This is a genomic window from Desulfovibrio ferrophilus, assembly GCF_003966735.1.
Taxonomy (GTDB): domain Bacteria; phylum Desulfobacterota; class Desulfovibrionia; order Desulfovibrionales; family Desulfovibrionaceae; genus Desulfovibrio_Q; species Desulfovibrio_Q ferrophilus.
In genome coordinates this window covers 2,163,131-2,189,031 of sequence record NZ_AP017378.1, presented here as the reverse complement: position 1 = coordinate 2,189,031, position 25,901 = coordinate 2,163,131, and the positions used below count along the sequence as shown (strand labels likewise).

28 protein-coding genes and 1 tRNA gene are annotated in these 25,901 nt (G+C 58.3%); 25 read left to right on the top strand and 4 right to left on the bottom strand.

Annotation, left to right across the window (positions count from 1 at the left end; translation table 11 throughout):
• Nucleotides 1–210: 210 nt before the first annotated feature.
• From EL361_RS10195 to EL361_RS10180, 4 genes are all read left to right on the top strand, one after another.
• A complete protein-coding gene (locus EL361_RS10195) occupies nucleotides 211–786 on the top strand; it encodes a peptidylprolyl isomerase (protein ID WP_126379148.1) in 576 nt (191 codons plus the stop codon).
• Nucleotides 787–1,020: 234 nt separating this feature from the next.
• The gene (locus EL361_RS10190) at nucleotides 1,021–1,650 is read left to right on the top strand and encodes a TetR/AcrR family transcriptional regulator (RefSeq protein ID WP_126379146.1); all 630 of its coding nucleotides are present in this window, start codon (nucleotides 1,021–1,023) and stop codon (nucleotides 1,648–1,650) included.
• A gap of 26 nt (nucleotides 1,651–1,676) precedes the next feature.
• Nucleotides 1,677–3,035 (top strand): efflux RND transporter periplasmic adaptor subunit, encoded by a 1,359-nt coding sequence (locus EL361_RS10185; RefSeq protein ID WP_126379144.1) that lies wholly within the window; start codon nucleotides 1,677–1,679, stop codon nucleotides 3,033–3,035.
• Entirely contained in the window at nucleotides 3,032–6,163 is a 3,132-nt protein-coding gene (locus tag EL361_RS10180; protein WP_197723431.1) for an efflux RND transporter permease subunit, read from the top strand. The genes EL361_RS10185 and EL361_RS10180 overlap by 4 nt, the downstream gene beginning before the upstream one ends.
• 216 nt (nucleotides 6,164–6,379) lie before the next feature.
• Here EL361_RS10180 and EL361_RS10175 read toward each other — a convergent pair whose 3' ends face one another.
• Entirely contained in the window at nucleotides 6,380–7,375 is a 996-nt protein-coding gene (locus EL361_RS10175) for an AMIN domain-containing protein (RefSeq protein ID WP_126379143.1), read from the bottom strand.
• A gap of 258 nt (nucleotides 7,376–7,633) precedes the next feature.
• Between EL361_RS10175 and EL361_RS10170 the strand changes: the two genes are divergently transcribed.
• Nucleotides 7,634–7,724, top strand: a tRNA-Ser gene (locus EL361_RS10170).
• A gap of 1,045 nt (nucleotides 7,725–8,769) precedes the next feature.
• On the opposite strand, the gene EL361_RS10165 is transcribed toward EL361_RS10170, so the two are convergent.
• On the bottom strand, nucleotides 8,770–9,048 hold the full coding sequence (locus tag EL361_RS10165) for a hypothetical protein (protein ID WP_126379141.1): 279 nt from the start codon (nucleotides 9,046–9,048) through the stop codon (nucleotides 8,770–8,772).
• Between the two features lie 147 nt (nucleotides 9,049–9,195).
• Between EL361_RS10165 and EL361_RS10160 the strand changes: the two genes are divergently transcribed.
• From EL361_RS10160 to EL361_RS10065, 20 genes are all read left to right on the top strand, one after another.
• Nucleotides 9,196–9,657, top strand: coding sequence for a hypothetical protein (locus EL361_RS10160; RefSeq protein WP_126379138.1), 462 nt, complete (start codon nucleotides 9,196–9,198; stop codon nucleotides 9,655–9,657).
• 22 nt (nucleotides 9,658–9,679) lie between these two features.
• Nucleotides 9,680–10,081 carry a DUF5675 family protein gene (locus EL361_RS10155; protein ID WP_126379136.1) on the top strand — a complete coding sequence of 134 codons (402 nt, stop codon included), beginning with the start codon at nucleotides 9,680–9,682 and terminating at the stop codon, nucleotides 10,079–10,081.
• A 213-nt stretch (nucleotides 10,082–10,294) separates the two neighbouring features.
• A complete protein-coding gene (locus tag EL361_RS10150) occupies nucleotides 10,295–10,804 on the top strand; it encodes a hypothetical protein (protein WP_126379134.1) in 510 nt (169 codons plus the stop codon).
• Nucleotides 10,801–11,007 carry a hypothetical protein gene (locus tag EL361_RS10145; protein ID WP_126379132.1) on the top strand — a complete coding sequence of 69 codons (207 nt, stop codon included), beginning with the start codon at nucleotides 10,801–10,803 and terminating at the stop codon, nucleotides 11,005–11,007. The genes EL361_RS10150 and EL361_RS10145 overlap by 4 nt, the downstream gene beginning before the upstream one ends.
• A gap of 294 nt (nucleotides 11,008–11,301) precedes the next feature.
• Nucleotides 11,302–11,703, top strand: a complete 402-nt coding sequence (locus tag EL361_RS10140; protein ID WP_126379130.1) for a hypothetical protein — start codon at nucleotides 11,302–11,304, stop codon at nucleotides 11,701–11,703.
• A complete protein-coding gene (locus tag EL361_RS10135; protein ID WP_126379128.1) occupies nucleotides 11,700–13,220 on the top strand; it encodes a terminase large subunit in 1,521 nt (506 codons plus the stop codon). Before EL361_RS10140 ends, EL361_RS10135 begins: the two co-directional genes overlap by 4 nt.
• The gene (locus EL361_RS10130) at nucleotides 13,220–13,738 is read left to right on the top strand and encodes a GNAT family N-acetyltransferase (protein ID WP_126379127.1); all 519 of its coding nucleotides are present in this window, start codon (nucleotides 13,220–13,222) and stop codon (nucleotides 13,736–13,738) included. The genes EL361_RS10135 and EL361_RS10130 overlap by 1 nt, the downstream gene beginning before the upstream one ends.
• Nucleotide 13,739: 1 nt before the next feature.
• Nucleotides 13,740–13,964: a hypothetical protein gene (locus EL361_RS10125; RefSeq protein WP_126379125.1), complete on the top strand. Its 225-nt coding sequence runs from the start codon at nucleotides 13,740–13,742 to the stop codon at nucleotides 13,962–13,964.
• A gap of 3 nt (nucleotides 13,965–13,967) precedes the next feature.
• Nucleotides 13,968–15,809 carry a portal protein gene (locus EL361_RS10120; protein WP_126379123.1) on the top strand — a complete coding sequence of 614 codons (1,842 nt, stop codon included), beginning with the start codon at nucleotides 13,968–13,970 and terminating at the stop codon, nucleotides 15,807–15,809.
• Nucleotides 15,809–16,048, top strand: a complete 240-nt coding sequence (locus EL361_RS10115) for a hypothetical protein (protein WP_126379121.1) — start codon at nucleotides 15,809–15,811, stop codon at nucleotides 16,046–16,048. The genes EL361_RS10120 and EL361_RS10115 overlap by 1 nt, the downstream gene beginning before the upstream one ends.
• A 93-nt stretch (nucleotides 16,049–16,141) precedes the next feature.
• Nucleotides 16,142–16,765, top strand: coding sequence for a phage tail protein (locus EL361_RS10110; protein ID WP_172961709.1), 624 nt, complete (start codon nucleotides 16,142–16,144; stop codon nucleotides 16,763–16,765).
• Between the two features lie 225 nt (nucleotides 16,766–16,990).
• A complete protein-coding gene (locus tag EL361_RS10105; protein WP_126379117.1) occupies nucleotides 16,991–17,791 on the top strand; it encodes a hypothetical protein in 801 nt (266 codons plus the stop codon).
• Between the two features lie 3 nt (nucleotides 17,792–17,794).
• The gene (locus EL361_RS10100) at nucleotides 17,795–18,706 is read left to right on the top strand and encodes a major capsid protein (protein WP_126379115.1); all 912 of its coding nucleotides are present in this window, start codon (nucleotides 17,795–17,797) and stop codon (nucleotides 18,704–18,706) included.
• Between the two features lie 9 nt (nucleotides 18,707–18,715).
• Nucleotides 18,716–19,114, top strand: a complete 399-nt coding sequence (locus tag EL361_RS10095; protein WP_126379113.1) for a hypothetical protein — start codon at nucleotides 18,716–18,718, stop codon at nucleotides 19,112–19,114.
• A gap of 435 nt (nucleotides 19,115–19,549) precedes the next feature.
• Complete coding sequence (locus EL361_RS10090; protein ID WP_126379111.1) at nucleotides 19,550–19,939, top strand: hypothetical protein; 390 nt, start codon at nucleotides 19,550–19,552, stop codon at nucleotides 19,937–19,939.
• A gap of 3 nt (nucleotides 19,940–19,942) precedes the next feature.
• Nucleotides 19,943–20,494, top strand: a complete 552-nt coding sequence (locus tag EL361_RS10085; RefSeq protein ID WP_126379109.1) for a phage connector family protein — start codon at nucleotides 19,943–19,945, stop codon at nucleotides 20,492–20,494.
• 2 nt (nucleotides 20,495–20,496) lie between these two features.
• On the top strand, nucleotides 20,497–22,809 hold the full coding sequence (locus tag EL361_RS10080) for a phage tail protein (protein ID WP_126379107.1): 2,313 nt from the start codon (nucleotides 20,497–20,499) through the stop codon (nucleotides 22,807–22,809).
• Complete coding sequence (locus EL361_RS10075; protein ID WP_126379105.1) at nucleotides 22,806–23,255, top strand: hypothetical protein; 450 nt, start codon at nucleotides 22,806–22,808, stop codon at nucleotides 23,253–23,255. The genes EL361_RS10080 and EL361_RS10075 overlap by 4 nt, the downstream gene beginning before the upstream one ends.
• Nucleotides 23,255–23,758, top strand: a complete 504-nt coding sequence (locus tag EL361_RS10070) for a hypothetical protein (protein ID WP_126379103.1) — start codon at nucleotides 23,255–23,257, stop codon at nucleotides 23,756–23,758. Before EL361_RS10075 ends, EL361_RS10070 begins: the two co-directional genes overlap by 1 nt.
• Before the next feature lie 232 nt (nucleotides 23,759–23,990).
• Complete coding sequence (locus EL361_RS10065; RefSeq protein ID WP_126379101.1) at nucleotides 23,991–24,581, top strand: MarC family protein; 591 nt, start codon at nucleotides 23,991–23,993, stop codon at nucleotides 24,579–24,581.
• Nucleotides 24,582–24,708: 127 nt separating this feature from the next.
• On the opposite strand, the gene EL361_RS10060 is transcribed toward EL361_RS10065, so the two are convergent.
• The gene (locus EL361_RS10060) at nucleotides 24,709–25,101 is read right to left on the bottom strand and encodes a DUF309 domain-containing protein (RefSeq protein WP_126379099.1); all 393 of its coding nucleotides are present in this window, start codon (nucleotides 25,099–25,101) and stop codon (nucleotides 24,709–24,711) included.
• A complete protein-coding gene (locus tag EL361_RS10055; RefSeq protein WP_126379097.1) occupies nucleotides 25,094–25,669 on the bottom strand; it encodes a flavodoxin family protein in 576 nt (191 codons plus the stop codon). The genes EL361_RS10060 and EL361_RS10055 overlap by 8 nt, the downstream gene beginning before the upstream one ends.
• Nucleotides 25,670–25,901 lie beyond the last annotated feature (232 nt).

Below are 25,901 nucleotides of genomic sequence, written 5' to 3'. Positions count from 1 at the left end.
TTATGCTGATATCTCATTATAATTCTCACAATAGCCTAGTGTTTAGGGCGGATTTGAAAATCTGGGGGGGCGTGAATATTGCCCTTGGATATTGATGGGCTGAGGCTGTTTGGATTGAGAAGCTCAATACAAAAGAGTGGGACTTGTTTTGACTTCCTCGTGCTGCTCTTTTATCCAAGAGCAACAACAATTCGTTCAAGGAGATTGCTGATGAAGATAGGGCGCATGATCGTGCTGGCAGCGTTGCTGCTGTGTTTTTCCGTTTCCGGGGCCTTTGCCGCCAATCCGGTGGTTGTCATGGAAACCAGCCAGGGGAACATTGTCATTATGCTGGAGGAAGCCAAGGCCCCCGTGACCGTGGCCAATTTCCTCAAGTATGTGGATGCCGGGTTTTATGATGGAACCATTTTTCATCGGGTGATCAAGGGCTTCATGATTCAGGGCGGAGGTTTTGACATGAGCATGATGCGCAAGTCTGCCGGGGCTCCCATCATGAATGAAGCAAATAATGGTTTGCCCAATAGCCGTGGTACGATCGCCATGGCTCGGACCTCTGACCCGCACAGTGCCAGCAGTCAGTTTTTCATCAACCACAAGAACAATGCCAGCCTGGATTTCACGGGCAAGAACCCCCAGGGCTGGGGCTATGCCGTTTTTGGCCGTGTGATCCGTGGGATGGACGTGGTCGACACAATTGCCAAGGTTCAGACCGGCCGCCAGGGTGGTATGGGTGATGTGCCGCTGGTGCCTGTAGTGATCAAGAAGGCCTATCGTCACCAGCCCTAGCAGGGTGATGAAAACTCTCCGTTAGCGGCGCTATTTTGAGCCACGTAAACCCTTGCAAGGGGTGACTCGGTCGGCCTTGAGGGCTTGGCATCACTTTCAAATGTTTAACGATTGAACAATAAGCCTCGGAACAACTGTTCTGAGGCTTATTTTATTGTTCTCGGAACGGTGTTGACCGAAGCGTACTGATGCGCTAGGAAACTTAAAAAACGCTTTTCGTTTCTGGAGTATAAGATGGGTGCTTTGTCGCAAGAGATGCGTGATCGGATTCTGGAGGCGGCCTATGCCAGCTTCAGGCAGTTCGGGGTGCGTCGGGTTACAATGGATGAGATTTCGGGGGGGCTGCGTATCAGCAAGAAGACCCTGTATCGGTATTTTTCGAGCAAGAAGGATCTGGTCCGTGAGCTGGTGCTCAAGAGATACTCCCGCCATCTGGATGTCGTGCTGGTTGAAGTGTCTCGAGGGCGGTCGGCCCGGGAATCATTCATTGCCGGATATCGCAGATTGGGTGAGATGGTGCGCGAAGCTTCCCCTATCTTTCTGTCGGATACGCGGTCCTGCTATCCTGATATCTGGGAGGAGTTCGATGAGTTGCGTATTCGGGTGCTGGGTGAGTTCGCCCATGCCATTGCCCGGGGTGTCGAACGCGGAGAAATTCGCTCCGGCGTTCATCCGCAGATCGTGGCTGGAATCATGGAATGCGTGGTTCAGAAGTTCATGGTGCCGGATACGTTCCGCAATGCCGAATTTACTCCAAAGCAGGCTTGGCTGACCTGGTTTACCATGTTGACTTCGGGGTTGTTTTACGAACCATCCGATCTTTCAGATCCGGCCGAGGACGCTTATCATTTATTGAACCGATAGGATATTTCCTAGGCAAGGGGATGACGATGAAGATGTCCAGACGAATGCTTGTTTTGCCTGTTCTGTTGTTGGGAATCCTGACCCTGATTGTGCTGGTCAAGACCCGATTGACTCCTGAACGTGTCGGGATTGTCGAGCGCGCCCGGGCCGTACGCGTTGTGCCTGCCACTGAATTGGCGCTGGTCCCCCGGGCCGTGGGCTATGGCAGTGTGCAGCCCGGTCAGGTCTGGGAGGCCGTGGCCGAGGTGAGTGGGAAGGTCGTTGAGGTGCATGAAAGCCTTGACCGGGGGGCCATCCTGCCTGCCGGTGCGGTCCTGATGCGTATTGATCCTGTGGAATACCGTTTGGCACGAGACCGGTCGGAAGCCGCAGTTGCTGTCGTCCTGGCCAAGCTGCGCGAACTGGATCAACGAGAGCGCAATGCCATGAGTTCGCTGGGTGTGGAACAGAATTCTCTGCAGTTGTCCGAACGGGAGTTGGAACGAAAGCGCAGTCTTCAGGAGAGCGGAACCATTTCCAAGTCCGAGATGGAGACCGAGGAAAAGCGCTATCTGACTCAGAAGAATATTGTCCAAGGCTATCAAAGCACCCTTGAGCTGGTTCCGTCAGAGCGACAGGCCCTGTCTGCGGATTTGGCGTCTGCCCGTTCAAGCCTGGAGAATGCGCGTCTCGATCTGGACAAAACCGTCTTGCGCACGCCTTTCGAGTGCAGAATTGCGGCAGTGAACGTGGAGCTGTCCCAATACGCCAAGTCCGGGCAGGTCGTTGTCGTGGCCGATTCCATCGGTATTTCAGAAATCCCGGCTCAAGTGCCCATCGCGGCGTTTCGGAATCTGCTGGACATGAAGAGCTCGCCATTGGCTGCTGGGCGCATTGACATGGACGCTGTTCGACAGGCCGTGGGGTTGAAGGCGGTGGTGCGCTTGAATGTGGCAGGGACCCCCGTGGAATGGCAGGCTCGTTTCTCGCGCATTTCCGATGAGATCGATCCGCAAACCAGGACCGTGGGCGTGTATGTCGTGGTGGATAACCCCTATTTACAGGCCATTCCCGGAGGGCGTCCGCCGTTGGTCAAAAACATGTATTGCGAGGTCGAGCTCCGTGGGCAGCCGCGGGCAGCGCGAGTGATCGTGCCTCGATCCGCACTGCGTGAGGGGCGTGTGCATGTGGCAGGACCCGATGACAGGCTGCTCTCCCGTGAGGTGGTCGTGGACTATCTGCAAGGGAATGTCGCCAGCATTGCCAGTGGGCTTCAGGCGGGTGAGCGGGTAATTGTCTCCGATGTGTCTCCGGCCATCGAGGGCATGATGCTCAGCGTGGAACAGGACACTGCGCTGTTTGAGCGCGTGGTGGCCGAGGCGACCGGGGAGGCCGGATTGCGATGAAGAAGAGTTATCCCCTGCTGCGCTATTTTGCAGATCACCCCACGGCAGCCAATCTGCTGATGTTGTTGTTCCTGTTCCTGGGAGTGACTACAGCCGCGGATCTGAAGCGCGAGACATTCCCTGAATTTGATTCCTCCATGGTGGAGATTTCCGTGGCCTACCCCGGTGCTTCGGCCGAAGACGTTGAGAACGCCATCTGCCTGCGTATCGAGGACGCCCTGGATGGGATTACTCAGGTTGAAGAGGTCATCAGCGAAGCCCGCGAGGGAGTGGGGCGGGTTACCGTGGAGATGGTCGAAGGGGGTGACATCAGTCAGTTCCTGGCTGACATCCGTAGTGAGATCGATACCATCGATGATTTTCCCGATGCTGCCGAGGACCCTGTTGTCGGCGAGTTGAACCGGACGGATCTTGTCCTGTCAGTGGCTGTGACCGGGCCGATGTCCGTGCCTGACCTGAAGCTGTACAGTGAGCAGTTGAAGGACAGGATCATGGCCTTGCCCGAAGTCTCAGAGGTCAAGGTTCAGGGTTTTTCCGATCACCAGATTCGCATCGAGATCCCTGCGGGGACGTTGATGAAGTTTGGGCTTTCCGTGTCCGACGTTGCGGACCGCATTGCCCGCATGAGTGTGGATTTGCCTGCGGGCAGTGTCCAGACCCGTGAGGCGGATATCCTGGTGCGCATGGATGAGGAACGCCGCAATGTTCACGAGTATGAAGATCTGATCGTGATTTCCGGTAGAACAGGGGCCGAAATTCGTTTGGGGGATATCGCCACTATTTCTGACAGCTTTGAGCTGGATGAAGACAAGATCATCTTCAATGGTCAGCGCGCGGCCATTTTGCAGGTCAACAAGGTCAAGGCCGATGATACGCTGGATGTGATGCACGCCGTTTATGGCTTTTTGGATCGGGAACGTCTGGCTGCGCCACCAACGGTGACATTTACGGTGACGCGTAATATTTCCAAGATCGTCCAGGATCGTCTGGATTTGCTGACCATGAACGGTGTGCAGGGACTGATCCTGGTGTTTTTGACCCTGTGGCTGTTCTTTGCCTTTCGCTTTTCGTTCTGGGTCTCCATGGGGCTGCCCGTGTCGTTCATGGGGGCTGTGTTTGCCATGCAGATTTTCGGACTGTCCCTGAATCTGCTGTCCATGGTGGGGCTGCTTTTGGCATTGGGCCTGATCATGGACGATGCCATCGTTATTGCGGAGAATGTGGCCGCGCATCTGAAGATGGGCAAGAATGCCCTTGATGCTGCTGTGGAAGGGACGGCGCAGGTGGCCCGCGGCGTGGCTTCATCCTTTGCCACCACGGTACTCATTTTTGGAACCATCGCTCTGCTTCTGGAGGGTTCCATAGGCAAGATCCTGTGGGCCATGCCTGTGGTTCTGATCCTGACGCTGATGGCCAGTCTGATCGAGGCCTTTTTCATTTTGCCTAACCATTTGGCGCATTCTCTGGCTGGCTATCAGGATAATGGCAAGAACCGTTTTCGCAGAAGGTTCGAGCAGAGGCTGGAGGCTTTTCGAGAGGATCGCCTGGGGCGCGCCGTGGACTGGTGCGTGCGCTGGCGATATTTGTGGGTAGGATGTGTGCTGGCAGTTTTTCTGCTGTCGGTGGGTATGATTGCCGGTGGGCATCTCAAGACGCGAGCCTTCCCGGAGATCGATGGGGATGTCGTGGAAGCCCGCATCCTGCTGCCCCAAGGTACCCCTCTTGCGCGAACCGAGCAGATTGCAGCCCATGTTGCCCAGGCGGCTACTGCTGTGGGTGAAAATCTGAATGATCGGCAACCCGAGGGACGGGACCTGGTGGAGAACGTCAATATTCAGTTCGGGATGAATAGTGACGCCAATGAGAGCGGTGCACATCTGGCCACCGTTTCCATCGATCTGTTGGATGCCGAACGGCGCGATGCCACCATCGACGAATTCAACTCCCTGTGGCGCAAGGGTGTCGGGCAGGTGGCTGATGTAATCTCAATTTCTTACACCGAGCCAGCCATTGGACCGGCAGGCCGGGCCATCGATATCCGGCTGCAGGGGCATGACCTGGATAATCTCAAACTGGCCTCTCTGGAGTTGCAAGACTGGCTGAATGGGTACCGGGGAGTGCTGGACTTGAAGGATGACTTGCGACCGGGCAAGCCGGAAGTCCGAGTGCGGATGCGTGAGGGTGCCATGGCACTGGGGCTGGATGCCGCTTCCATTGCCCGTCAACTGCGTGCTGCCCTGCATGGCGTGGATGCCGCCGAGATTCAGGCCGGGCCGGAAAGCTACGAAATCAACGTGCGTCTGGCGCGTATGGATCGGGATAGCATGGCGGATCTGGAGTACTTTCACCTGACGGCACCGGATGGTTCACAAGTCCCGTTGGGTGCTGTGGCCGAATTGGTGGAGGGACGGGGATGGGCCAGAATCGGGCGTATTGATTCCTTGCGTACGGTAAGTATTCAGGGCGATGTGGATACCTCGTTGTCCAATGTTGGCGAGATCATCTCAGAGACCCAGGCGCAGTTTGTGCCGGAACTGTTGAAGCGCTACCCCGACGTGACGGTTTCACTGGAAGGTGAAGCCAGGGAAGGAGCCAAGACCGGGGCCTCGCTACGTAAGGCGCTCATGATTGGCCTGTTTGGTATTTTTGTGCTTCTTTCCTTCCAGTTCAAGAGCTACGCGGAGCCGCTGGTCGTAATTTCGGCTATCCCCATGGCGCTGATAGGCGTGATCTGGGGGCATTTGATCATGGGCCAGGACTTGGCCATGCCCAGCATCATGGGCTTTGTGTCCCTGGCCGGAATTGTGGTCAATGATTCGATCCTGCTTGTGGAGTTCATCAAGATACGCATGCGTGAAGAGGGACTGAGTGCGTCAGACGCGGCTCGTATGGCCAGCCGTGGGCGTTTTCGGGCAGTGCTGTTGACCTCCATGACCACAATCATGGGGCTCATCCCGCTGATGTTCGAGCGTAGCCTCCAGGCTCAGGTGCTGATTCCGCTGGCAGTGAGCATCATCTTCGGGTTGCTTGCCTCCACGGTATTGGTGCTTCTGGTGATCCCTGCGCTGTATGCCATTCTGGATGATTTCGGGTTGATCTCGAAATCGGTGCTTCAGGATCGAGATTAGACTGCGGCAAGCACTGAAAGTGCAGGCTCGGGGGCTGTTCGTCTGTCTGTGAGTCGGAAGCTGTAGTCCCATCATGTGCTGGCTGGAGATATTGTTCGCGCGGGATGCGATGGGCGCACTACAGGATGAGGCGGATGCGCCTCGGGGCAATGTGGTTTCGCAGAGGAGAGGACTGCGGGGTGAGCTGGCCGTGAATGTTTGTCGGAAAACGGGAGGCTAGCGGATGGTGATGGTCAGGCCATCCGGGGTGCGGCGGACCGATGCCTGTTTTGGCTCGCGGTCCAGATCCAGCACAATGCGCAGTTTATCCGAGTGGACACCCAGCCGAATGGCGCTTGCGCCACCTTTGCCCACCGCGACTTTCTTGTCACCTTCGTAGGTCCAGCTGCCGGGAACATCCACCACGTAGCGCGGCGGAGAGGATAACTGGAATCCAGTGGGATCTCCAGCCAAACCCTTCACGCTCAGGTTCAGGATAAGGGCGTCCTTCCATATCCCGGAGCGGATACCCGTTAACGTGGCGTTCCAGCTGGAGCGCTTCTTTTTTTGGGTTGTGCCGACAACGGCTGGTCGCGAGGCCTTGGGCGGCGCAGTGACTTCCACTTCCTCAAGGTCCGAGGAGGCTGGCCTGGGGGCGGCTGGTGCCGTAGCCACTTGCTGTGGCGCAGGAGCGGGCAGAGTGATGGCCGGTTTGTCCTGGGTCTTGGGCCCGTCCTTCGATACCTGTGCCGGCTTTGTGGGGGCAGGAATTGCAGGCGTGGAGGACATGGAATTCGTAGCGGGCGAAGCCTCGGCTACGGTTTTTTGTTCGGTCGGCGGTGGAGGAGCCTGTTGTGTGGCTTCAGCTGGGGATTCGCCAGCATCAGTTTGAGCCGATGATGCTGGTTGCGCAGGCGTGGGTGTGGTGTCGGTGGAAGACTCTTGCTGTACCGTGGGGGCGGGTTCCTCCACAACAGTGACAATCTCGCGGCGAATGGAGTTGGCCTGTTGCATCCGGGGGGCAAGCAGAGCGAACCAGGCCGTAGCACTCACCGCGACAATCAGCAGCAACACCAGCAGGAGCCGGGGGCCGCGTTGCGTCAGGGATTCGGACAAGCGCCGGTTGACCTGACCACAGCGGACACAGGTGTAGGTGGTCATCGGCAGGAATTTACCGAGGCCCTTGGGCACCAGGCCCAGCATGAGATCATGACCGCAGTGGGAACACTTCACGTCGACTCCTTAAGCGGTGTTATTTATCTGTAAATAAGCCCTGTTGTAAAGCTAAGGTCGAAATGTGAAAGTGATATTTATTTCAAGATGTTGGGGCATTGATCGAGAGGGGCTGATGGGCCTCTTGCGACTTGCTGAATTGTCTTGACAAACTTGAGGCGTACCCCTTATTCAGTATGTCCCGTTTGCGCCGGTATCACAAGCGGGCTTTGATTGTTGATCGTCCTATGGCTCCGGCGGCCTAGATGAACAACCCTTGGAGAGGTGGCCGAGCTGGCTGAAGGCGCGCCCCTGCTAAGGGCGTATACCTTTACGGGTATCGAGAGTTCGAATCTCTCCCTCTCCGCCATGAAATCAAAAGGGCTTACAGCATTGCTGTGAGCCCTTTTCTCGTTTGTGTCCGCGGCCTGCGGATCAACAACTCACAAGGTATACAATAGATCCTCGACGCATTGGTGGGCGCTGGTCTTGTGTCCGCATGTCGGACAGATCAGGTCGCTTGTGGGGTGCTGTACCATTCGCTTTAGACGGGGGGGCGGTTCATCCTTGCTTTGCGGTTGGCCCAGGCATTCGGGACAGGGGTGAGGAGTTGTTCGCATGTCGGGGCATAGAGCGCTGTATTCACGTGGTTCTTTGCCGTCTACGCAGCAATAACCATTCAGTTTGCATTGCCATTGGGCTTCTGATTCATCCCAGTATTTTTCCGAACAGCGAAGGTTTGCCATTGGTTTCTCCTGGATACGGAGGAATCACCAAAAGGGTGATTTAGCCTGGTCATTGTATAGGCGTAAATCGCCTTTATGTCAATGGGGGGGCAGGCCATGACGCCCTGTAAGAAAGTCAAAATATTTTATTCTGGGTCTATGATGTCGCGAGTCTCTACGATGGTTGGAGAAGTCCCTGAGGGCGATTCCATGCTCCATAGTGTGCAAGCGATGGCGTTTACTCGTTTACTCATAAGTCCAGCGACATAGGCAGCACCTGAGGCTCTGATTTGAACTCCTGATTCGTCATGGCCTTCAAAAGCATCCTCAAGGAACCTCAGGGCAGAGGCTACGTCATACAGCTCCGTAACCGGGTCTTTCGCGCTGGTGCTGAAGGGTATTTCGTTGTCCATGAATCTGACCTCGCAGTTGACCTGTTGAAGTGTGATCGTGGGGAAAACCGCTTAGTATTGGCGATAACTGAAATACGTTACTACTTAAAATCATGTATTTTGTAAACTGCAAGTGGGCTAAAAATCCATTCAGTGTAAGGGGTTGAGTGCTGTTTGGCTTTTTCCTACCGTTAATGATTTTCGAGTTGCAATGTAGAGTTAGGGTGCTGTATCTATAGATATAGATAAAACTTTATTGATGGACGTAAAGAAACACAGTCAGGGGAGCAAGAGGTGCTTATTCGGGGGAGGGGGCCTTGAGGGAGTAGCCCTGCATGGCCTGGGAGACCTGCCAGCAGAGTGAAGAGAAGTCCTGGTGGACTGCATGGGCCAGGCGGTAAGCATCTGGCAGCTTGAGGGTGCGACCCGAGTTGCGAACCTTGCGATAGGTGCCCACTGGGTCGCGCTGGGTGGGAAAAGCCGAGCGGGCGATGTCGGAATGGCTGCGCCCCTGCTTGATGCGGGCAGCCTCGATGGCATCCAGATAGTTCTGCGTAAAGGTCAGTGCTTCGTCCATGCGTTTACTATAGCCAAATATGGAATGTCGGCAATAGGCGAAAAAAGCCTAAAAAGCTGGCTTGCCCTGTTGACACTTAGGCGGAAATGGCCTATATATTCATTCACGATGAGGGGTCGCCATCAAGCGGCCTGACGGAGTGATGTGATGGGTATGAATCAGGACGAAGTGTGGGTCCCGGTTAATCTGCGGGGATTCCGAATTGGTTTCGAGATGAACGGAGCGGGGTTTGTGCGTTGCAGAGAACGCGAAGGGCAGGGGCGGTGGCTGCTGCCGCAAGCCGAGCATGGCGATGATGCTGGCCTTGGGTATCGATTGTGTTTCTCGGGGCGCGAGGGTTGGCTCCCGCTTCAGGACATTTTTAAAGCCTTCGGGACCAGAGTGGAAGCGGATTGGAAATGGATAGATCAGACTCGTCTGATCGTGGATGCCGAAAATCGCATGCTCGAGGAGCGTGCCCGCTTGCGCGATCCGCTGGGGGCCATGCTCCAGGAAGCTGAGGGCGATTATCTTATTGCCTTGTTGAATACGTTGTCCAGGGGGTGTCCCTGGGAGCGATCCCGGATCGTTGGTGATGCGCGCGGTGCTGACCCGATCCTGGGTTTTTAACGCGGGAGTGATGATGCGAAACATGCCCATTGTTGAATTGATTCGGCTGGAGGAGGCGCCCCTGGGTTCATTCGGCGTTTTGCGCATGAACAAGGAGGTGGTTTGTGTGACCCTGGAGCCGCCCGACAAGTTGAATGCGCAGGATGTTTCCAGCATTCCTGCACAGCAGTATCTCTGTGCACGGGTGGATTCTCCACGGTTCGGAAACACTTTTCAGGTGCAGGATGTGCCGGGACGGACCCGTGTACTGTTCCATTCCGGGAACACTGTTGAGGATACCCGAGGGTGCGTCTTGCTGGGAACGTCCTACGGGATGCTGGGGCAAGAGCGCGGAGTCCTTGGGAGCCGCAACGCCTTCAATCTGTTCATGGAAAATCTGAGCGGAGTGGATGGCTTTCATCTGACAATTCTGGAGCGCTATTAACACTTCAGAGTGATTGATCAGCTGTGGAGGCGGATTTGCGCTGTGTGAAATGTGCGGCACGGACACAGGTCATCAGGACATTGCAACGAGGGGAAGAGACGCATCGTATTCGGGCGTGCCACACGTGTGGGCATGTGTTTCGGACCAGGGAACAATTGATGATACCCCCAGAAGGTAGCAGCAATAGACGCAGCAGGTGCTCAGGAGGACGATGTGGCTGAATGGAAGGATGTGGGGAATCTCGTTGCCGGTGCCGCACCGGTCTTGGCTGGGATTCTTGGCGGTCCGGCAGGAGCGGTGGTTGGCGCAGCTGGTGCCTTGGCCGCATCGTTTCTGGGTGTGGAGCCGGAGCCGGATCGTGTGGTTCGGGCGCTGGGCAACCCGGAAAATCTGCTGCGTTTGAAGGAACTGGAGTCAGCCGAGAAAGAGCGCCTGCTGGCCTGGCAGGAAAAACAGCTTGAGGCCGAGCGGGACTTTGAGCGCGAGTTGGGTCGGCGGCATGAGGCGGACATGGCCTCTGATTCGTGGTTGTCGAAAAATGTCAGACCGTTGTGCCTGCTGATCGTTACCGTGGCCATTGTTGCCGCTTCATTGGATACGAAGATTGCCGTGGACAAGCTGGAGGCTCTGACCGGTTTGGGATGGGGCATCTACGGGTACTATTTTCTGGGGCGTTCGGCTTTTGACAAGGGTGCGGTGCGCCTGCACATGGGTGCCAAATGACCACGGATCAGGATGCCAGACTGCTGCTGGCGCGCATAGACGAGCGGGTCAAGGCCATCATGGAAGATGTTGCCGATCTGAGACGAACCAGGCGCTGTCATACTCACTCGGAAAAACTCAGGAATTTGGAGCGGGTCGTCTATGGGCTGATGATGGTGAGTTTTGGTCTGCTTGGGCGGGCGATCTATGAGCTATTGAGTTGAGGCCATAAAAAACCCGGGACACCGTGTGCGGCAAGACCATTGAACGCACTTATTTTTTAATGGGGCGGTCTCCCCTGCGTGCTCCCCCGTGGGCGGGGACGTCGCGTATTCATTATGTTCATCCCTTTGGTCAGACCGCTGCACCTGTGTCCCAGGTAAATTCAACATAATCATTTTCCTTATTCGTGGCAAGGAATCAGTGCCGAAAATCGAAGCCTTTCGTGCATAGATCAACGGTTATTTGTTGTATGTATTATGCTGATATTAAGGAACCTTGTTTTCAGTGAGCGAACAATGAGTGCTAACATCGAGACAAAGCAACACAAAATCAAGGGTCTGATTGTTGCCAACCCGGAGCAATGGTTGTCCGTGGGGGCAGCAGGTGCCTCTGAACAGGGCAAAAATATATTTGCACCACGTGTTGAAAACGCTCCAGAGCCGATGAATAGGGGCGAAATCCCTGCTCGAGAGCCCGATGAACAATGGGTCGTGCAGAGGCTGGTGGAGGTTGTCGAGCGCTGCATGCAAAGCGCCCAGGCCCCAGCCTCATCGGGACAGGCCGCAGGAGAGTGGAAGTTCGATACTGCGGGAGCCATTCGGGGGCTGACCCTGCTGGGCAAGAACTTGGGCATGTTCTCGGAGCGGGTGGAGCATCAGGTCAATGTCCATGAAGACGCCTTGGATGAACTGGCATGACCGAAAGGCAAAAGCAGATAAGGCAACGGCTCAAGGATGACTTCATCCATTACAGCCAGCGTTGTTTGTCCATTCGTAGCAAGTCTGGTGGGTTGGACCGGTTGGTATTGAACCGGGCGCAGTTGCACCTGCATCAGGCCATGAAGGAGCAGCGCAGGAAGAAGGGCAGAGTTCGTGTCTTTGTGCTCAAGGGCCGTCAGCAGGGCTGCTCGACCTATGTGGGGGCGAGATTTTTCCACCGAGTGACACATGGTCGAGGAATGCGCGCGTTCATTCTGGCTCACGACATGGAGGCCTCCCGGAACCTGTTTGCCATGACCAAGAGGTTTTACAGAAATTGCCCGGTGGCTGTCCGCCCCGTGGCGGGGAAGGACAACGAGCGCGAGCTGGCGTTTCCCCGGCTTGGAAGCGGCTACAGGGTGGGCACTGCCGGGTCCAGAAGTGCGGGTCGGTCCATGACCGTTCAGTACTTCCACGGTTCCGAGGTCGCCTTCTGGCCCAATGCAAGGGAGCACGTCGCAGGCGTACTGCAAACCGTTCCGGATGCCCCGGGCTCGGAAGTGGTCTTCGAGTCCACAGCCAACGGGATGGGAAACTTCTTCCATGCGGGCTGGCAGGCGGCCGAGGCCGGGGACTCCGGCTATGAGGCCGTATTTCTGCCTTGGTTCTGGCAACGGGAATATCGCAGCGAGGTCGGAGATGAATTCAGGCCCGACGACGAGGAGCGCCATCTCATGGCGGTTCTCGGCCTGACACCGCCGCAGCTTGTGTGGCGTCGGTTCAAGATCCGCGAGTTGGGTGACCCGTTGCTGTTTCGTCAGGAATACCCCTGCACCCCGGACGAGGCCTTTCAGAATACGGGGGAGGATTCGTTCATTCAGGCTGCCGATGTGCTGCGAGCCAGAAAGACCGAGGAGCCGGGCAGCGGCCCGGTCGTTGTCGGAGTGGATCCGGCACGGTTTGGAGACGATCGTACGGCCATGGTCTTTCGCCAGGGCCGTAGGGCTTTTGGGCTGAGGAGTTGGAGTGGCAAGGACACCATGGAGGTGGCTGGTCTTTGCCGGCGTGTGCTGGAATCCGACACCCCGCGAGTGGAGCGATTGTTTGTGGATGCGGGAGGATTGGGTGCGGGAGTGGTGGATCGCTTGCGTGAAATGGGCTTCGGGCTTCGGGTCAGTGCCGTGCAGTTCGGCGGGCGGGCGGCCAGTCAGGAACGCTATCGAAACAAGCGTGCGGAGATGTGGGGCGAGCTGCGCGAGTGGCTGACGGGGGAATTGCCCGTCTCACTGCCCGATGAGGATGCACTGCAATCCGATCTCACGGGCCCTGGATATTCCTATGACAGTCAGGGGCGCCTGGTGCTTGAACCCAAGGAACGGATGCGCCAGCGGGGTCTCAGATCACCGGATATTGCCGATGCTCTGGCCCTGACCTTTGCCGCACCGGTGCGCCGTGCGCGACCGCAGCAGCGTTTTGCAGACCGGGGCGAAGATCTCTGGCTGGGAGAGCGAAGTTGATGGACCTGATGACATTGACCCTCGTGGACGCAAGGAACCTGGGTACTGACGGGTTGTGCCCCTTGTGGGAGCAACTTGAGCGGGAAGGGAGTGCGCGGTCCTTGTTCTACGACGGCAGCATGAACACGGCTGAGGATTTTGCCCGGTTCGCACAGGCTCCACAGAGATTGTTGTACGCGGTGTTTGTCAGTGGGACACCAGCAGCCTTGTTCTGGCTGGATGGTTGGTCGGGCCGGGCAGCGTTTATCCACTTTGTAGTGTTTCGCCGGGCCTATGGTTCTACGGCGCGGGTCATTGGCCGCTATGTCACGGGCTGGTTGCTGCGGGCCAAGCGCAAGGGAGGCTTGCCGCTGGTGCAGACCCTCATTGGCCTGACACCGGAGACGAATCCTCTGGCCATCCGATTCGTTCGTGACATCGGGTTCAGGGTTCTGGGCCGAATCCCTCATGCAGTCACCATGCTGGAGGGGGAGACAACCGGGGCCATTGTTTCAATCCTGACTCATGAGGAGGTCTGAAATGGGTGGATCAGGCATCGGTAAATCCGTGCCCTCGGTGACATCGGCTCCAGCACCGGTAGAAATCCCGCCAACTCCGGCCGAGGATGAAGGCTCCCGTGAGTTGCTGGAGGCAGCACGTCAGAGGGAAGAAGAGCGTCGTAGAAAACAGGCCCGTGCCACGGTCGCCACTGGTGCCCAAGGTGATCTCGGGACCGCCAACGTGGGGAAATCAACCCTGGGATAGATCATGACTGCACATGCTGAAATGACGGAAATGTCTCTGCCCTTGGGCCCTGGCGACATCGCCGACGAGGTGATCCGACGGCACGAATCTCTACTCAGAGGGCGCGAAGCCTTTGACCCCATCTGGGAGGAAGTAGCCCAATACATGGGGCCGGCCTATTCAGGCTTTACGGCACGTCCCGGGCATCCGCGCAAACAGCGCGAGGATTTGGTGGATTCCACGGCACGGCGGGCTGCCAATGTCTTTGCAGCCGGAATGTTGTCGGGCGTGTCATCGCCTTCGCAACGCTGGTTCAGGCTCGGTATGCAGGACAGGGGACTGGCCGAGGCCCCTGGCGCACGCGCCTGGTTGCAGGAGGTGGAGGACATCGCCTATCGGGTTCTGTCGCATTGCGGATTCTACCCGCAGCAGACTTTGGGTTACCACCAGGCAGGGCTGTTCGGCTGGCAATGCCTGTATGTGGATGAAGACCCGGGGCAACCGGGGACCGGGGTCCGCTTCAGGGCGTTGCCCCTGCACGAGGTCTGCATTGCCGAGAATTTTCATGGCGAGGTGGACACGGTCTTCCGCAGTTTTCGACTCACGGCACGGCAGGCCACTCAGAAATGGGGCGAAGCCAACCTGTCGGATGCGCTGCGCCGGGCTCTGCATCGTCGGGGGAACAGCGACGAGGAATTCGATTTTCTGCATGCGGTCTATCCGCGTCGGGATAGCGGCAGCCCAGGTGACACTGACCGCGGAAAAAGCGCGGAAAGTGTCGCGGGTAAAAGCCTCGGCACGCAGGGTGGTGAGACGCTTCGTCCCTATGTGTCCGTGTATCTGGAGCGTGTTTCGCGCCGTATTGTTGCGACAGGCGGATACGCCGAGCTTCCCTATATCGTGACACGCTCGCATCGGTTGCCGGGCACGCCCTACAGCTATAGCCCCGGCACCGAGGCCCTGGCCGATGCCAAGATGATCAACGAGATGAAACGCCTGATTCTGGAGGCCGGGCAACTGGCTGTGGCTCCTCCCTATCTGGTGCCTGATGACGGGTTTGTGGGGCGGTTCTCTTTTGAACCGCGGGCCATGAACTACTACCGCCGGGGAGATGGCAATTCTCTGGCCGACTTCGGTCCTCTGTCCATCGGCGGCGATCCGCGCTTCTCCTGGGAGTTGCTCTCCGCCACCAAGGAAGACATCAACGAGGCCTTTTTCGTGGACTTGTTCCTGGCCATCAAGAGCCGCATCAGCCAGGGCGGTGCGCCCACGGCCATGGAAGTGGCTGAATTGGCGGGGGAGCGCATGTTCCTGCTGGGGCCGATGCTGGTCAACCAGCAGCAGGAGAATTTCCGTAGGCTCTTTGACCGGCTCTTTCGTTTGTTGGATCGGCGTGGGGAACTGCCTCCGCCTCCACCTGATTTGGCTGGGCGGTCCCTGGATGTGGATTACGTCAGTCCGCTGATGCTGGCTCAGCAGGAAACGCGGACCAACGCAGTGCTCCGGACCTATGCCGAGGTTGGAGGGATCGCCAGCGTATCGCCGCAGGTTCTGGACCTGTTCGACCATGACGAGAACGTGCGTCTGGTCTTGGAACAGCGGGGCTTTCCCCAGACCGGGGTGCGCTCGCGGTCCGATGTCGCGGCCCTGCGTGAACTGAGGGAGCAGGCAGCTGCCGGAGAGAAGCTTGGCGAGGTGCTGGAGGATTTGGCTCAAACCGCCGGGCAGGCCATGGGGAGTGCCCCGGTGCCCGGATCGGCCAACTCGGTGACCCGAGGCGACGGCACGCAGCAAGAAGCAGTCGCAGCTCCCAAAGTCGGAGGGCCAGAACCAACTGAGTCCAACGGCAATACGGAGCGCCGTTGATGGCTGCCAGCATGATGAGCGAGCCTGAGCTGGCCGGACATATCCAGAAGGCACTGTCGTCGCCTTCAGGCAAGGTGCTGATGGAGTTTCTGCGTTCACATTGTTTCATGCAGCCTACCCCACGACCCCGGGAATGGACCGGGCACGAGCAGGTGGAGTTTCGCTACGGGCGCATGACTTTGTTCCAGCTTCTGGATTATTTCGCAAACCCTGCGAACTTTAACCACCCCGAAGACTAGGCGGACACTCGCTAGAGATATTTTTTGTCGCACGCACCGGGTGTGCGGCGGAGGAATAACTGTGTGTGAAATCAATGATCAAGGAGAATGACTATGACCACTGACTGCACCTGCTTTCTGGATCGGATGGCTGAGATCGACGCTCATCCCGAACGTATTGACAACCCTCATCAGGTGACCGCCGGACAGACCGGCACCTATACCTCTGAACAGATCGACGCTCTGATTCAGGCTGCCGTGCCTTCGGGCGTGGTCATGGCCTTTGGCGCTGGCTCGGCTCCTTCCGGCTGGTTGGTCTGTGAGGGCTCGGCAATCTCCCGTGTGGACTACGCGCCTCTGTTTGCCGTGGTGGGCGAGACCTACGGCGCGGGTGATGGCAGCACGACCTTCAACCTGCCCGACCTGCGCGGCGAGTTTGTGCGCGGTTGGGACGATGGCCGGGGTGTGGATGTCGATCGTGTGCTGGGCAGTGCGCAGGAGGATGCCTTGCAGAACATTATTGGTGAGATCAAGGATATTGGCGCTGCCAGCTCAAACGGTCTGCGGGCGACTGGTCCGTTCTACGAGAACGGTGGCGTTGGTGACTACGACGCCGGGACCGATACCCCCATCGGTAGTGACTTCTGCAATATCGGATTCGATGCGTCCCGCGTGGCCCGCACTGCCGACGAAACCCGTCCCCGCAACGTCGCGTTTCTCTACTGCATCAAAGCCTAACAGATCGTTCCTCGGCGGCTGTCTGCGGCGTTCCTTCGGGTCATTCAACCGCTCGCGTGTGTGAAAATACGCGTCGCGTCTGAATCGTCCTTGCGCCTGACATCCAACCACCGTTGAACAATCTGCATGCTGTGCGCTGAGACGCGGCTTTGTGCACACCATTCATCCTCTCCGGGCGGGAATCGCGGCCCGCCCGGGTCAAACTTTTTACGGGAGCAATGGACCATGACGCAGGAAGCCTCACAGGCCCCCGAAACTGGACACGGCGAAGAGACACCTTCCACGCAAAACAATTGGCTGGAACAGGCCTTCCCCGAGGACGCGCTGGCCGAGCATGGCGGGGAACAGATTCCCCTGCGGGAGCATCCGCAACTGAGCAAATACGGCAGCGCGGCCGATATGGCCAAGTCCCTCCTGCACGCCCAATCTCTGGTGGGCCGCAAGACCGTGGGGCTGACTCGCCCGGCGGAAGATGCCACCCCCGAAGATTGGGAGCAGTATCACGCCGAACTCAAGCGCATGACCGGAGTGCCCGACTCCCCGGATGGATACGAGCTGGACGCGCCCAAGGGCATGGCTGCGGATGAGCGGCTCATGGACTGGTTCAGGAACAGCGCCCATGAGATGGGCCTGTCCCCGGAGCAGGCCAGGGGATTGTCCGAGCGTTACAACGACTGGTTGACCGACTCCGTTCAGGAGTTTGCCCGTCAGCGCGAGGGGCGCAGGCATGAAACCCTGCGCGATCTGAATACGCGATGGGGCGGCGATTCGGCGGCCAATCTGGAACTGGCGCGGCGGGGGTTTTCCACCTTTGCCCAGCGGGCTGGAATCAACGAAGTCGAGCAGGAGATGATCCTTTCGGCCCATGGTGACGATCCGCTGATGATTCGCCTGTTTCATGGCGTGGGGATGGCCTTTGCAGAGGACGGATTCGTGTCGGGTTCCAGCGGTCCCGGAAGTCGCGCACGCGAGATGTCCTCCAAACGGTTTTTCGCCGAGGAAGTCTTCGGCGGCAGAGGAGAATAAACAATGACGACCAGCGGCACCTTGAAGGAGATTTCCGCGCAGTTCGCCACCCGCCAACCCAAACAGGTGGACTGGCTGACCGAGGAAACTCCGGTGCTTGATGTGATCCCCTTCGAGGAGGCATCCCACACTCTGTGGAATGTCTATGACGAGGTATCCGACGTCTCCGGCGGCGGATTTGTGGATATGGACGCACCCCTGGACATGATCGAGGTGGATACGCGTCTGAACAAGGTGGATCTGTCCATCCTCGGGGCCAAGATGTTCTGCCCCGAGGACAAGGCCAAGGCCTTTGGTGGGCGCGACAGCTACTTTGCCAAGAAAACTCCCAAGGCCCTGCGAAAGCTGGGTGTGGATGCGGAAAAGGCCATCGTTTATGGCAATTTCCGTCAGTATGCCGTGGATCATGCCCGGCTCATCGATGCCGGTGATGCGGGCAACGAAAACTACAGCCTGCTGGCCGTGCGCTTTGTGCCCGGCGAGACCACGGGGCTGTTTTCAACCACCGGTTTCAAGCAGGGTGGATTGATCGACATGCGTGCGGTCAGTGGTGGTGGACTGTATGAAAACGAGCAGGGCATTCTGGGTTACGGAGTGCGCATGAAGGGCTACTTCGGTATCCAGATTGCCAACCCGGACACCGTGGCCGCTCTGGTCAACGTGACCCCGGACAGCCCCCCCACGGCTATTCAGGTGGACAATCTGCTGGACATGGTGCGCGCCGCGAACGGGACCTATCTGTTCTGCCATCGCAAGGCCCTGTCCATTCTGGCCGAGGTTGGCAAGGGCGCGGCCTTCCAGATGACCCCCGGTGACAAGAAGGTGGACCGCCGCATCGCAGAATGGAACGGCGTGCCCATCATCACCAGCTACAACTTCCAGGACGGGGCCGAGGCCCACGTCCAGGTGGACTAGGAGGGCGCAATGTACAACCACATCCTCAAGGTGCATGACCAGTATCTGGCCAAGGACATGGCCCTGCCGCAAAACGCCTCGCAGGCAGGCAACGGTGAGACGTTGAACTTCTCCGGTTCTCTTGGCGGGGTGGAGGTCCTGGCTGAGGTCACGGGTGACATTGCCCTGGCCGACACCAAGACCCTGACCGTGGGCCTGGAGCATTCCGATTCCGGCCAAAGCTGGGAACCGCTGGGCGAGGTCTGCAAGCTGACGGCCTCCGGGCCGCTTTCCATCGAGGCCGGAACCGTGCTCGGGCGATTTATTCCGCCCACGGACACCAAGGCCCTGACTCGAGCCGTGATTACCACGGACGATGCTGCGGCCAGTGGCTTCCTATCCATCTATCCGCACTACCTCGCCCGTTAGCAGGGCGCTCCTAAGCACTCATCTGCTTTGTTGCCGCCAACAGTGTAAACTTTTGCGTATGTCAGATACGCGGCAAGCTTACACTGTTATTGCGCCTCACATTTGAGCGCTTTTGAGCGCCCTGCCGTAGCGCTGAAAACAGCCATCTGCGGCGTTGCAGCGGGCAATTCAAACTCTCGCGTAGGACCGACTACGCCACGATCTTGAATTGCCCTTGCGTCTTGCATCTGACCATTTTGAGCGATCTGCGCAGAGGCTGTTTGCATCTGCTTTGTTGCCGCAAAAAGTGTAAACTTTTGTGTATGTCAAATACTCGGTAAGCTTACACTTTTATTACGCCTCACATCCATCCTGGGCGGGGTTTCATAACCCCGCCCTCATTTACCGACAACAGGCCCGGTTTCTTTTGGGAACAGACGGGCAATGGAGATTCATATGCAAACTCTCATGAATGACGGGCGCGTGGACGGTGGACAGAACGCACAGACATCCCAAGGGCAGGATGCCGAAACCCGGCGTGGACAGCGCGACGCCGAGGCCCCTTTGATGCTCGGGTTGGCCCCGGAGCAGATTCAGGCTCTGGGGTTGAAGGAATTGCCCCGTCCCGGTCAGGTGCTGGACGTGTTGGGGCAGGCCGTGGTGCGCAATTCGCCGGACCCAGAGGCCCTAGCCCTGGAGATCAGGCTCACGAATCTGGCCGATCCCGAAGCCGGGCAGCGGGAACGGTCTGAAGAGCGTGAGACTGACGAGCGCAGTGGCAAGCAGGGTGGGGGGCAAGGTGCCCAGGAAGAGTTCTTCCGCTCCCTGTTCCAGGGGGGAGCCTAGGCCATGAGCGTACGCATCCTGTCCGGGGCACTACTCGAACTGGGCGAGGACCGTATCACCTCGGCGGACCAGGACACCGAGCGGGCGCGGGTGGTGTCCGAGGTCTATGAGGACGAGCGTGACTCCCTGCTGGAGGAGCATCCCTGGAATTTTGCCATTTTCCGGGCCGGGCTGGCCCGGTTGGAATTGGTGCCTGCCTTCGGCTTTGCCCACGGTTTCAGGCTGCCCGCCGATTGTCTGTATGTGATCAGCGTAGAGCCGGAGACTCCGTATAAGATCGAGGGTGGGAATCTGTTGGCAGACCTCGAGGCCCTGAGCATTCGCTACGTGCGCCGGGTCGATGATGCTACACAGATGCCACCCACGTTCCGGGTCGCTCTGGCTACGCGCATTGCCGCGCGTGTCTGCAAGAAGATCACTGGCTCCAGTGCTGAAAAGGAGCGCCTGGAAACCCTGTATCGAGACCGGCTGCGCACGGCCAAGGGGCGCGATGCGCAGGGTGGTGGCACGCCCGATGCCGCACGCCCGGACCTGTTCGTCAATGCACGGAGGTAATCATGGGGCAGCAGACAATCCCCATCATCAATGCCTTTACCGCCGGGGAGCTGTCGCCCCACCTGGAGGGGCGCACGGACCACGAGAAATATTATAGCGGCTGTCGCAGGTTGGAGAACTTCATCCCCCGGCCCCACGGTAGCGTGTACAAGCGCCCGGGCACGCGGTTTGTGGCGCGGGCCAAATATGGTGATCGTGCGGCGCGTCTTATTGCCTTTGATTTCAACAGTACCGCCAGTCAGAGCTATGTCCTCGAGTTGGGGCACGAGTACCTGCGTTTTCACAAGGACGGTGGTGTGATTCTGGGTGAGGAGAACGAACCTTACGAGATCGCCACCCCCTGGACCGAGGACATGCTCTGGTCCGTGAACACGGTGCAGAGCTGTGACGTGCTGTATCTGGTGCATCCACAGGTGCGCCCGCACAAGCTGACTCGCGCCGGACATGCGGATTGGACCCTTGCACCCATGGCGTTTTCCTGGCCCGGACACGATTACGCCATTGCCGATGCCAACGGCGATGGTCTGGCCGATGGCAAACAGAACGATACGTTGAGTGTCCCTGCAGGTTGCCCCATGGAGGTGTCCATGCTCGTGAGCGGGCAGAGCCCGAATGGCACGGCCCGCTGGTTTGTCTACAAGGGCGGCGGCATCTTTGATGCCGGGGATCAGGACCGGGTGCTGACGTTCAAGGATTCACCGGTCGAGGACAGCGATCAGATCGAGTCCGTGCACAAGGCGGGGGGCGCGGTGAACAGCAAGTTCTGGGAGCCGGTGGATGTGGATCATACCATGCCCGAGGTCTGGGTCGAAGGAAACTGGCCCGGTGTGGCCGCCTTGTACGAAGATCGGCTGGTGTTGGCGGCCACCCCGAGTCAACCGCTGACCCTGTGGCTGTCCAGCACGGGAAGTTATGGGGATTTTCGCCTGAACACTGCCAGTTATGTGGATGGCATTCAGGACGAACCCCTGGACGACGATGCCATCGAGATCAGCCTGTCCGGTTCGCGCATCAATCCCATTCGCTGGATCATGGATTCTGAGGAACTGCTGGTGGGCACCAATGCCAGCGAGGTCAAGGTCTGGTCCGGGACCTCGGGCGAGGGTATGACCCCGTCGCGTGTGCAGCGCAAACGCCAGAGTGCTCACGGCAGTGCCTTTTTGCCCGCGCAACTCATTTCCAATGAGGTGCTGTTCATCTCGCGTAGCGGGCGCAAGGTGCGGCGCATGGCCTTTGATTTTGCCAGTGACCGTTACACGGCACCGGAAATCACCCTGCTGGCAGACCATATCACCGGGACAGGATTGCAGGATCTGGATTTTGCACGCGAGCCTGATGGTATTTTGTGGGTGGTGCGCAGTGACGGGGTGCTGGCCGGATGCACCTATCTGGCCGAGCAAAGTGTCGTGGCCTGGCATCGCCATCCGTTGGGCGGCGATGGAGCCTGCGAGAGCGTGGCCAGTATTCCCGGTGAAGACGGCGACGAGACCTGGCTGTTGGTGCGGCGGAGCATCGGCGGGCAGGTGCAGCGCATGCTGGAGCGGTTGGTTCCGGCTCCGGCTGTGGATGGCGACGCCTCGGATGCCTTTCATGTGGATTGTGGGCTGAGTAGCGGATTATCCGTGAGTGGATTTGAAGCCGCGAATCCCCTGCGTCTGATTGTGCCCGGCCACGGAGCCAGTGAGGGCGAAACCGTGCGCGTACAGGGCGTACAGGGGATGGAAGGCGAGGGGCAGTACACTGTGACGGCACCGGATGAGGATTCCTTTGCCTTGTCCGGGGTGGACGGTTCCGGTCTGGGGACATCGGCTCCTGGCGGAACAGTCTGGCGTCTGCTGAGCGAAGTGAGCGGCTTGGATCACCTGGAAGGTGAAACCGTTGATATCCTGGCTGATGGGGCCGTGCATCTCGCCCAGACCGTGCAGGGAGGTAGCGTGCGTCTGAATCGTCCTGCCTGGAAGGTCCATGCCGGATACGGCTTTGGGGCAGTGCTGCAACCCATGCGCCTGGAGACTGGTGCGGCCACAGGGACTTCTCAGACCATGCCCAAGCGTATTCTGGCCGTGACCCTGCGATTCAAGGATACGGTGGGTGGCAAGGTCTGCCCGGGGGATGATGTGTCGGGCAAATACGAACGAGTGTTGCCGCACGTGCAGCCTGCCCGTGCAGGCGAGGCGCCAAGGCCTTTTTCCGGGGACAGGGAACTTCGTTTGTCTGCCGGGTTCGATCGCGACGGGCTGTTCACCGTGCGCCAGGATGATCCCTTGCCCATGACCGTGATCTGCTGTGTACCGCGGGTGCAGGGAGGTGGATGATGAGGCTGGTTCCTTTTGAACCAGCGCATCTTGAGCGTCTGGAGTTGCGAGAATTTGATCGCCTGGGTGTGGTCGGGCTGGGAGATGGCCGTGACCTTGGGCGATTGGCCGAGTTCTATGCCCGGTCCGGTCCGGCCTTTACGGTCCTCGTTCGGGGCTGTGTCGCAGCCTGTGCGGGGGTGGCGGTGCAGCCCGGAGCCACGGGCAATGCCTGGATGTTCAGCGGTACGTTGATTGGTGAGCAGCCCGTGGCAGTGGCGCGGGCCATCAGGCGCGGGTTGGAAGACATCGAGTGCGAACATGGGCTGACACGGATACAGACCACGGCCCATCACAGCCTGGACCTGCCGCCGCGTTGGTATGCGTTTTTGGGATTTTCCCGCGAAGGGCTGCTGCGCAGGCTTGTGGGCGATGACGATTACTATCTGTATGCGAGGGTACGATAATGGGTGCGGATCCGATTTCATGGACCATTATGGGGCTGGGGTTGGCCAATCAGGTGATGGATGGAATGCAGAGTGCCGACGCAGCCAGAGATCAGCAACGAACAGCGGATCGGCAGGCTGACAATGCCCTCAAGCAGGGCGAGGAGAATGCCAAACTCATCGAGGCGCAGGTCAGCCGGGATAAGGAAGTGGCCCGGAGTGAAGTCCGTCGGGATCTGGCGCGTGCCAATGTGGCCCTGGCGGATGCCGGAGTTTCGTCCTCCACGGGATCGGCACTGGAAATCCTGTCCGGTGCGGCTGCCGATGGCAGACGCAATGTGGCCTGGCTGGGCTATGACGGGAAGCTGCGGGCCGAACAGGCCCGGTACCGGGGGCGATCTGGTGCTGCAAATTATGGCAGTCAGGCCTCATCGGCAGCAGCCAGGCAACGCTCGGCCTATAGTGATTTGGTGCTTGGCGGAACCAGCAGCCTGCTGTCTTTGGGGGCCAGGGCTTACGGATGATGAACCATTGGCCGGAGAACAGGGCTTGACCTCACGCGCTGGCCCGGCTACATCCGCTGCCCGCCACAGACCGACGCGGGAACAACTGCCGAATGCCCGGCTGATTTTCTGAATGGTCTGTTCCATGAGCGTTTGGTGCATTTGCATCTGAATATGATAGAATCCCCTTTGCCGATCGGGGTATGGTAAGGACCGTAAGCATAACGCGTCTGAAGATTGCCCGGAGGGCTCCATGAATCTGTTCGTTTCCATTTTCATCAAATTTTTCGTACTGCTCGCTCCATTCTTTGTGTTGTCCATGTTCCTGGCTTTGACCAAGGGCATGGACCGGGCCGCGAGGCGGGCTGTGGCCGTTCGCGTCACCCTTGCGGTGATTGTTGCCTGTCTGGTCTTGTTCTTCTTCGGCAATGGCCTTTTTGCCGTGCTGGGCATTACCGTGGATAGTTTCCGCATCGGGGCTGGAGCATTGCTGTTCCTGTCCGCGGTGTCCCTGGTGCATGGCAAGCCAGGCAAGGCACCGTCCGAGAGTGGGGAGGACATCAGCGTCGTGCCCTTGGCCATTCCCATTACCGTGGGGCCTGCCAGCACGGGTGCGCTTCTTGTTATGGGCGCTGGTCTGGAAGGGACCGAGAGGCTTGTGGGTTGCGCCGCGCTGGTGGCGGCGGTGATTTGCGTTGGTGTTATCCTGTTCATGTCCCACCATGTGCAGCGTGTGCTGGGCAAGATGGGCATCGAAATTTTGACCAAGCTTACGGGCCTGATTCTGGCTGCCCTGGCAGCGCAGATCATCTTTACAGGCATCGTCAATTTTCTGGGGACCTAACCCGAGCCAGCATAGGCTCCGCGATGCGACATGTGAGATTCCCTTGATGCGTTGCGAAAATACGTGACGCGTTGCTTTTTCAAGATGATTTTGATGAAAAACCCCGGGCTTATGCTCCGGGGTTTTTTTATGCAGGATCGGGGAGTGGGATGTCTGGCAGTAACTGGGGCGGAATGGGGGCGCTCGGAGCGGCATTGGCAAAAAAGACCAGCAGCCTTCCGCAACAGGCCAGCAGCTTGCTGACATCCACGCCCTGACAGGCAGGGGCGAATGGAGCCAGCAATTCCACAGCCCGGGGCAGTTTTCTGAGTGCGCCCAGACGATGTCCCCGACCGTTGTGGTACAGGCCCACGGCGATCATCAGGATTCCCTTGTACAGATCGCGCTCGGGTGCATCCTTGGGCAGTGATTTCCAGAGGCTTTCCAAGGTTTCGTGGCATTCGAACCACAAACTTGTATTCAATTCGTCCAGTGCCTTGATGAGCAGGTCCGGAGCGGATTGGGCGCAGGGCTTATTCATGGATTTTCTTGAGCAGCCAGGCCATGTTGCGGCCCAGAGTCTGCATGGTCTGCACGCCTTCGGCGTCTTTTTCCACCTCGCCCCTGTTCAGGCCGAAGCCCACATTCCAATAGCTGGAGCCGACCACCATCATCTGGCCGATGAGGAAGAAGGCGTTGAGGCCGTTGAAGACCTGCTGCGCACCACCACGGCGCACTGCCACCACACCTGCTCCCACCTTGCGGGCCAGCATGTCGCCGTTGGCTTTGGAGACCATCCCCGCTCGGTCGATGAGCGCTTTCATCTCGGTGGAGACGTTGGCAAAATAGGTGGGCGATCCCAGGATAATGCCGTCTGCTCCCAGCATTTTTTCCACACAGTCATTCAGAAAATCGATGTCCACGGCGCAGCGTTTGTCCTGATTCTTGAAGCATTTCAGGCAGGCGACGCAGCCTCGGATATTCTTTCCGGCAAGGGAGATGGACTCGGTCTCGATGCCTTCGGTCCGGAGTTCTCCCAGGACGTGATCGATGAGGACTTGTGTATTGCCTTTTTTACGGGCGCTGCCGTTGAATGCGACGACTTTCATGATCGAGACTCCTGGCGTTGGTTTCGAGGGCGACGGCTCCGGTCGGGAAATTCCATCCATATGATTGAGGGCACACGCATTGGAGTACCCGGGATTCCGATGTGGGACCGCATGTTTCGCCTGCTCGGGATATAGAACAAAACGGCACGATTATCCATTATGGCATGAGGACTCGTTTTAAACGTCAGCGGAACTTGCCTCGTTGGAGAATTCATCGCATCATGCAGGTAGA

Excerpts from the sequence above, each read along its gene's own strand:
- EL361_RS10145 (WP_126379132.1), top strand. The coding sequence starts at position 10,801 with ATGACCACGGATCAGGATGCCAGACTGCTGCTGGCGCGCATAGACGAG.
- EL361_RS10120 (WP_126379123.1), top strand. The coding sequence starts at position 13,968 with ATGACTGCACATGCTGAAATGACGGAAATGTCTCTGCCCTTGGGCCCT.
- EL361_RS10105 (WP_126379117.1), top strand. The coding sequence starts at position 16,991 with ATGACGCAGGAAGCCTCACAGGCCCCCGAAACTGGACACGGCGAAGAG.
- EL361_RS10180 (WP_197723431.1), top strand. The coding sequence starts at position 3,032 with ATGAAGAAGAGTTATCCCCTGCTGCGCTATTTTGCAGATCACCCCACG.
- EL361_RS10085 (WP_126379109.1), top strand. The coding sequence starts at position 19,943 with ATGAGCGTACGCATCCTGTCCGGGGCACTACTCGAACTGGGCGAGGAC.
- EL361_RS10095 (WP_126379113.1), top strand. The coding sequence starts at position 18,716 with ATGTACAACCACATCCTCAAGGTGCATGACCAGTATCTGGCCAAGGAC.
- EL361_RS10160 (WP_126379138.1), top strand. The coding sequence starts at position 9,196 with ATGGGTATGAATCAGGACGAAGTGTGGGTCCCGGTTAATCTGCGGGGA.
- EL361_RS10115 (WP_126379121.1), top strand. The coding sequence starts at position 15,809 with ATGGCTGCCAGCATGATGAGCGAGCCTGAGCTGGCCGGACATATCCAG.
- EL361_RS10110 (WP_172961709.1), top strand. The coding sequence starts at position 16,142 with ATGACCACTGACTGCACCTGCTTTCTGGATCGGATGGCTGAGATCGAC.
- EL361_RS10055 (WP_126379097.1), bottom strand. The coding sequence starts at position 25,669 with ATGAAAGTCGTCGCATTCAACGGCAGCGCCCGTAAAAAAGGCAATACA.
- EL361_RS10185 (WP_126379144.1), top strand. The coding sequence starts at position 1,677 with ATGAAGATGTCCAGACGAATGCTTGTTTTGCCTGTTCTGTTGTTGGGA.
- EL361_RS10060 (WP_126379099.1), bottom strand. The coding sequence starts at position 25,101 with ATGAATAAGCCCTGCGCCCAATCCGCTCCGGACCTGCTCATCAAGGCA.
- EL361_RS10070 (WP_126379103.1), top strand. The coding sequence starts at position 23,255 with ATGGGTGCGGATCCGATTTCATGGACCATTATGGGGCTGGGGTTGGCC.
- EL361_RS10100 (WP_126379115.1), top strand. The coding sequence starts at position 17,795 with ATGACGACCAGCGGCACCTTGAAGGAGATTTCCGCGCAGTTCGCCACC.
- EL361_RS10140 (WP_126379130.1), top strand. The coding sequence starts at position 11,302 with ATGAGTGCTAACATCGAGACAAAGCAACACAAAATCAAGGGTCTGATT.
- EL361_RS10075 (WP_126379105.1), top strand. The coding sequence starts at position 22,806 with ATGATGAGGCTGGTTCCTTTTGAACCAGCGCATCTTGAGCGTCTGGAG.
- EL361_RS10130 (WP_126379127.1), top strand. The coding sequence starts at position 13,220 with ATGGACCTGATGACATTGACCCTCGTGGACGCAAGGAACCTGGGTACT.
- EL361_RS10190 (WP_126379146.1), top strand. The coding sequence starts at position 1,021 with ATGGGTGCTTTGTCGCAAGAGATGCGTGATCGGATTCTGGAGGCGGCC.
- EL361_RS10065 (WP_126379101.1), top strand. The coding sequence starts at position 23,991 with ATGAATCTGTTCGTTTCCATTTTCATCAAATTTTTCGTACTGCTCGCT.
- EL361_RS10155 (WP_126379136.1), top strand. The coding sequence starts at position 9,680 with ATGCCCATTGTTGAATTGATTCGGCTGGAGGAGGCGCCCCTGGGTTCA.
- EL361_RS10135 (WP_126379128.1), top strand. The coding sequence starts at position 11,700 with ATGACCGAAAGGCAAAAGCAGATAAGGCAACGGCTCAAGGATGACTTC.
- EL361_RS10125 (WP_126379125.1), top strand. The coding sequence starts at position 13,740 with ATGGGTGGATCAGGCATCGGTAAATCCGTGCCCTCGGTGACATCGGCT.
- EL361_RS10090 (WP_126379111.1), top strand. The coding sequence starts at position 19,550 with ATGCAAACTCTCATGAATGACGGGCGCGTGGACGGTGGACAGAACGCA.
- EL361_RS10165 (WP_126379141.1), bottom strand. The coding sequence starts at position 9,048 with ATGGACGAAGCACTGACCTTTACGCAGAACTATCTGGATGCCATCGAG.
- EL361_RS10080 (WP_126379107.1), top strand. The coding sequence starts at position 20,497 with ATGGGGCAGCAGACAATCCCCATCATCAATGCCTTTACCGCCGGGGAG.
- EL361_RS10195 (WP_126379148.1), top strand. The coding sequence starts at position 211 with ATGAAGATAGGGCGCATGATCGTGCTGGCAGCGTTGCTGCTGTGTTTT.